Source organism: Pseudoalteromonas sp. S2755 (genome assembly GCF_005886535.1).
Classification (GTDB): domain Bacteria; phylum Pseudomonadota; class Gammaproteobacteria; order Enterobacterales; family Alteromonadaceae; genus Pseudoalteromonas.
The window spans coordinates 1-5,883 of record NZ_PNDS01000164.1; the positions used below are offsets into that span (position 1 = coordinate 1).

Here is a 5,883-nt window from a genome sequence, read left to right on the forward strand (position 1 = left end):
GAATTTATAACCTCTGGTGGGAGCCGCTTCACGCGGCGAGCTTTTGTGCCATTTCGCGATGTGAAATCGCTCCTACACTCAATATATAACCTCTGGTGGGAGCCGCTTTATGCGGCGAGCTTTTGTGCCATATCGCGATGTGAAATCGCACCGAGTATATGACCTCAGATTAGAGCAGGTTTTTGTTATTACTCACAAGGTAGAATCACACGCACTTTCAGGCCACCTAAATCGCTGTGTCCAACTGTAATACTGCCGCCATGCAATTCAACCAACTTTTGACAGATTGATAAACCTAAGCCGGAGCCACCAAGATCTCGGCTACGAGACTTATCACAGCGGAACAAACGTTCAAATAATCTCTCCAGCGCTTCATCACCCACACCTGGGCTTGAATCTTCAATAACACATAGGATCTGCTGGCGTTGATAGCTAATATCCACGGAGACCTCTCCTGGCTTGTCGGTATAATTCACACTATTACGAGCCAAGTTGTTAAATACCTGAGCGAACCTAGTTACGTCAATGTCGATTTCCAGCTCATCAGGTAGTTCAATATTGGCATTAAACTCAAGCCCTTCATCCGTCACAAAGTCATCAATATCTTCAACAAGACCAATAAACGCTTGTTTGGCATTGACACGCTCTAACGCCAAGTTAAGGCTGCCAGTATCTGCCTGCGCGAGTTCATAGATATCTTTTATTAATGTGTTAAGAGTATCGAGACGGCGGTTAAGCACTTTGTAGCTCTGCTTTGGATTTTCCACCAAATTATGTTCCAGAGATTCAATATGTAGCTTAAGTACGGTAAGCGGTGTTCTTAATTCATGAGAAATATCTGCAAGTAGTTGCTGCTTTAAATCCAAGGTTTTGTTGAGCAGCTGTTTCTCGAGTTCCAGTGCGCGACGTTTGTTTCTCGCAAGTAATAAGAATGCGCTCAGTAGAATGACCAAAACTCCCACCACTGCTGCCGTTACTATTTGTTCTACGCGCTGTTCGGCAAGCTCTACATCACGCTGTGTTTTTAGACTTTGTAGCTCATATTGATTCTTCTGGTACTCGGTATCCATCTGATAGGCCAAGGCTTTTTGACTGGCTTCTTTTTCAAGCTGAGAAACCTTAGATTCCGCATATTGCAAGTGATAATGAAGCGCGGACTCAAAGTCACCTTTCGCGCTATAGGCGTCCTTTAACACTCGTAATGCGGTTTCCTTGAGGCCAAGATACACCTCATCTTGAGCAATAATTTGCTCCATACTTTGAATAAAAAAATCAGCTCGTTCAGGTAAAACAATTTGCGCATAGGTAGTCATCGTCTCTTGATAAAGCACTTTACTTTGTACCGGATCAATTAACTCTAGCGCCTGTTCAACGTACTCTTTGGCCTTAACTTTTTCATTTGCTTTTAATTTAACTTCAGCCAAATTGCTCAGCGCCCAACCCTGATTTCTAGTGTGGTCATTCTCTTCGAAAATCGTAAATGCTTTTTCAAATGACGCTTGTGCATTGTCATATTGACTGAGTTTCATTTGTTCACGACCAATGCGGATCAACGTGTAAGCTGAATAAACGACATTGCCCGCTTTAATGTCATAGTCATATGCGGTTTGATAGGCTTCAAGCGACTTTTCATGGTCGCCAATCACTTGATGTGCACCACCTAGGTTATAGTAAACCTGTCCAAGTAAAACCGTATTTTCCTGTTTTTGGCTTTTTAGTACCGCTATCGATTGCTGCAGTAATTCAAGTGCCTTGTCCGGTAATGACAGATCCGAGTATACATCTGCTAACTGAGTGATCGCAGACACTTGCAAATCTGGGAGTTCATACTTCTTTGCCACTTCAATTGAGAGCTCGTAACTCTCTATCGAGTCTTTATAACTACCATTGTTTTTGTACGCAGCGGCTCGAAAGCGATAAGCATGGCTCAACAAGCGATGCATATCAAGCGCCGATAGCTGAGATACGGCAAGATTTAAATAACTAATCGCATCGCTAAACTTCCCCTCTTTGAGCATCAGATCACCATATGTTAAAGAGTATTTAGCTTCATATTCGGGTAAATGATGAGAGAGTAGTACCTGTTTAAAACGCTCCGCCCATTTATATGCCTCTTCGAGCTGGAAACCATTTTTTAATGCAACCGTGGTCTTATGGTGAACGTCAGCAATTTCTTCAGGAGTTAAGCCTGACTCTAATACTTGGTCGACTTTTTGAAGTGCGCTATCACGTGTTTCTTGTTGCTGAATTTCTTTTATAAAAGCATCATATAAACGCTCATTAGCATGAACTAGCGGGCTTAATAGTAGGCAACAAGTAAGCAGTATTATCTTAAAGTGCAACACGTTATCGTCTCTTAGTTATTATCGTTATAAATTGAGCAAAACAGCAAGCGAATAGGCTATCATATTGCATGAGCATTAAATAATAAATTGTGGTTCTATACATGTCGAATAATAGTCTAACTCAGTTTTTGCTAGCGTTAAAAGGCGCGGATATAGAAAAAATAAAAGCCGGATACGCACACGCGACCAAAGACGAGCAGATTGAAGTCCTCAAGTTTCTCTTTCAAAGTGCGCAGAGTAACGCAGCACTCTATGGCCACTATCAAGATATTGCGAGTATTTGCTTACAAGCAGCACGCTTTCCGGAAGCAATGATAGCTGCGATTAACTCCTTGGAGAAGTTTGCCTTTTTTTCAACACCTTTGATCCAAGCTGAGCAAATCAATAACCTTAACCCGCAAGGAAATAACGTACTACATATTCTTTTATCGCAAATGCCCGCGACAGATAACGGTCTAAATTATCTTAGAACTTTATTGCACTTTGAAAGCAAGGAGCTACTTCATAATGCACTGAGTCAAAGAAATGCAAAAAAGTTGACACCTCTCGAATGCTACTTGGCTTTCAATAGCCATACTACCCCGCTTAGCATTCAAGAATTAAGCGCGTTACTTGGCTTGATGGAAATCGAAAGGCGACATATAAACGCAGTGGAAAACCACAACGCCAAAGTGATTGAGTCCCATCTCTTACAACAACGTCGACTCAGTGAATATAAACAATTTCTGCTAGCCACTTACTATCAAAGCAATGCAGGCTAACTTTCCTCAGCTTTACAATTGGCGATGTATTCACTTGCCGTCATGCGGTGATAGGTCACTTGTTCGTAAAGTAAGTGCGCAGGATTTGGGTCAACCACCTCAATTGGAATTGCTTTGTGCCTTGCTATCTCCAAGGCCATTTGAGTGATATTGACACTAAAGGAAGTGCCCATAAAAATGATTCTATCCGCAGCATACATGCGTGACTGTGCTTCGCTAATACGATACAGATCGGTGTAGTACTCATCGAATAACAATACATAGGGTTTAAGTGACACACCTTTTTCAGGTCCTCGTCGCGCGATCTTGAACAGCGCTAACAACGACTCAGCTAAGCGGCTTTCGTCTACCTCGTCCCAAGGGGCCGTATAGCACTCCGTGGACTCACCTTGGGTATGAAAGGGTGTCACCTGATCAACACGTCCATGGATTGCAATAAAATGATTATTGCCCGCTTTACCATCTAAACCGTCGATATTTTGCGTGATCACATTTTTATCACTAAGCCATTGATGAACTTGGTTGGGGCCATGATTACGATAAGTCACAAAACGATGGTAGTACCATTTTAAGAATTCCGACGGTTGCGATTTATACATTGCACGCGTTGCCATTTCTTGAGGTGTGTAGTTAGCCGAACCTATCGTCCAAAAGCCATCCTCTCCCCGAAAAGTTGGAATACCACTTTCGGCACTTACCCCAGCACCTGTGATATACAACGTTTGCAACATGACACAACCTCAACTCAAGTAAATTTGACTCACGATAACGTAAAGAAGATACCCAAAGCTAGCAACACAAGTACACCCGCAAGCCCAAACATTGGCAGTTTGCTACCAATCGACCCTGATCTTTCGAGCGCTTCAGAAGATGGTTCAGTCACTACAGCTCTGTCCTCCTGCGTTTTTACCTCCGCTTTAGTCGACACTGTCTGAGGTGAAGCCTGAGCTTCCGCTGTCCCTTCAAAGGCCGTACAAGGGATCTGCCATTGATACCCTTTTCGTGAAAAGGTTTTGATGGCATCATCGCCGAACAAAGCACGTAAGTGGCCAATATTTTGAAATACGACCTGATCCGTAACTTTTCTATCAGGCCATACCTTTTCTAAGATATCTTCTTTGCTGTGGATAGTTTGAGGAGCGGATAAAAATAGCTCCAATATCTGAGCAGGCTTTTGTTTTAGATTTAGCTTTCTGTCGTCTTTATAAAGCTTGAGTTCTTTGCTATCAAACAAAAAATCCTTAAAAGCGAATTTCATTTCCCTAGTTCCCAACTTTGGTCTTAATTACTATAATAATTATTGTTTTATTCGAATTTACTACGGCATAACATTGCATTTATAGCGAAACATGCCGCGAAAATATAGGGCAATGTTACATCGGTTTACAAACTATTGATAAAATCGGCTTTTAGTATAGAGCGATCACTCAGAAAATCACTACCTAATCCTTAGAATAATTCGAATAGACTCAAAACCTAAGCGTATATAAACTGCGTTTTCCTTAATTGTTAGGCTGACTCATGTTGCTTGCTTTTATCTACTCTATCGTGTTGATAAAAACCTCATTACTCGGGCTAGGAGTAGTCAGTATTGCCCTTTCAACTGTCTTTATCCTCGCGCTACGTCTCAACTTACCCGCTCTCTCGGCCAGTGCAAAAAACCAATTCGTAAAATCATTTAAACTTGTGCTATTTACACACCTGCTCGGATACTTGCTGCTAGTGGGTAAGCTTTTGTTAATTGATGGCTGGCAAGACGTACCTATGTTCATTGCAAGTCATTTGCTCATACATCACATATGGAGTGGACTTATTGCTGCGGTTTTGACATTGACGACCATACTAAAATACCAAACGTTCATTGCAAAAACTAAGTCAGCTAAAAGCACTTAGCAAGTGCAACTATTTATATTTTTAAAATAATAAGAACCAAATTCGACGCCTTCTTACACTTTATGACAGCCCCCCAACAGACCTTGACACCCACCCTATTTATACTGTCCTCAAGTTAACCACAACGGACATTGATTATGAAAATTAAAGCGCTTTTATCTCTTGCATTACTCACAACAAGCTTATCGTCTTTTGCAGAACAAAATGACGAGACGCATCGTGTCGGTTTAGACATTTCTGGCGGTGGCGCTTCTTATAAAAGCTCAAGTAGAGATGGTGATGGTGTGGGTCAAGCCTATCTGTATTACAACTATCACTTTACGCCAATTTTGGCGCTTGAATTAGGTTATAACAGCGGTGAAGACTTAGATGATTGGAAGTGTGAAGACGAAAACGATCGCAAATTTACCTGCACACAAAACAACAAAACTTTGTTTGGTCTTGGTGCTAATAACTTAGAATTTGATAATTTTGTCGTTGCGGCAAAGGGCTACTATCAAATTTCTGACAACAGCTACTTTTACGGTAAATTAGGGGCGAACTATTACGACTACGAAATCACTCGTGGTCGCACCAAATTAGTTACTGACGACGGTATCGGTTTTGTCGCTGAAGCGGGTTGGCAATATGACTGGGATAACGGTATGGCAGTTAACCTTGGCTACAAGTACCTTGATATGGGTGACTTGGATACATCAAACTTATCTCTTGGTGTCAGCTATCGCTTTTAATACCAGTTGTATTAAGTAAATGATCTATCTTGAAGCGGGGAACTAGCTTTAGTAGCACCGCTCTCGCGTCCTGCTACCGCTAAGGTACCTATATCCATATAGGCAAGGCAAAAATTTTGCTATTTAGTTGTTCTAAATGAGAAATTTTAAACG

At 41.6% G+C, this 5,883-nt stretch carries 6 protein-coding genes; 3 read left to right on the forward strand and 3 right to left on the reverse strand.

Annotation, left to right across the window (positions count from 1 at the left end):
• Nucleotides 1-188: 188 nt before the first annotated feature.
• Nucleotides 189-2,345, reverse strand: coding sequence for a tetratricopeptide repeat protein (locus tag CWC03_RS21660; RefSeq protein WP_138583621.1), 2,157 nt, complete (start codon nt 2,343-2,345; stop codon nt 189-191).
• 101 nt (nt 2,346-2,446) lie between these two features.
• Between CWC03_RS21660 and CWC03_RS21665 the strand changes: the two genes are divergently transcribed.
• Entirely contained in the window at nt 2,447-3,106 is a 660-nt protein-coding gene (locus CWC03_RS21665) for a hypothetical protein (RefSeq protein ID WP_138583622.1), read from the forward strand.
• Here CWC03_RS21665 and CWC03_RS21670 read toward each other — a convergent pair.
• Complete coding sequence (locus CWC03_RS21670) at nt 3,103-3,837, reverse strand: SIR2 family NAD-dependent protein deacylase (RefSeq protein ID WP_138583623.1); 735 nt, start codon at nt 3,835-3,837, stop codon at nt 3,103-3,105. The two genes, CWC03_RS21665 and CWC03_RS21670, sit on opposite strands and share 4 nt — an antisense overlap.
• A 29-nt stretch (nt 3,838-3,866) precedes the next feature.
• Entirely contained in the window at nt 3,867-4,364 is a 498-nt protein-coding gene (locus tag CWC03_RS21675; RefSeq protein WP_138583624.1) for a winged helix-turn-helix domain-containing protein, read from the reverse strand.
• Between the two features lie 263 nt (nt 4,365-4,627).
• Between CWC03_RS21675 and CWC03_RS21680 the strand changes: the two genes are divergently transcribed.
• Together CWC03_RS21680 and CWC03_RS21685 are read left to right on the forward strand one after the other, a co-directional pair.
• Nucleotides 4,628-4,999: a hypothetical protein gene (locus CWC03_RS21680; RefSeq protein ID WP_138583625.1), complete on the forward strand. Its 372-nt coding sequence runs from the start codon at nt 4,628-4,630 to the stop codon at nt 4,997-4,999.
• A gap of 137 nt (nt 5,000-5,136) precedes the next feature.
• Nucleotides 5,137-5,730 carry a porin family protein gene (locus CWC03_RS21685; RefSeq protein WP_138583626.1) on the forward strand — a complete coding sequence of 198 codons (594 nt, stop codon included), beginning with the start codon at nt 5,137-5,139 and terminating at the stop codon, nt 5,728-5,730.
• The last annotated feature ends 153 nt before the right edge of the window (nt 5,731-5,883 follow it).

What these genes read in the sequence shown, in the direction of transcription:
- CWC03_RS21665 (WP_138583622.1), top strand. Translation starts at nt 2,447, where the DNA reads ATGTCGAATAATAGTCTAACTCAGTTTTTGCTAGCGTTAAAAGGCGCG.
- CWC03_RS21670 (WP_138583623.1), bottom strand. Translation starts at nt 3,837, where the DNA reads ATGTTGCAAACGTTGTATATCACAGGTGCTGGGGTAAGTGCCGAAAGT.
- CWC03_RS21675 (WP_138583624.1), bottom strand. Translation starts at nt 4,364, where the DNA reads ATGAAATTCGCTTTTAAGGATTTTTTGTTTGATAGCAAAGAACTCAAG.
- CWC03_RS21680 (WP_138583625.1), top strand. Translation starts at nt 4,628, where the DNA reads ATGTTGCTTGCTTTTATCTACTCTATCGTGTTGATAAAAACCTCATTA.
- CWC03_RS21685 (WP_138583626.1), top strand. Translation starts at nt 5,137, where the DNA reads ATGAAAATTAAAGCGCTTTTATCTCTTGCATTACTCACAACAAGCTTA.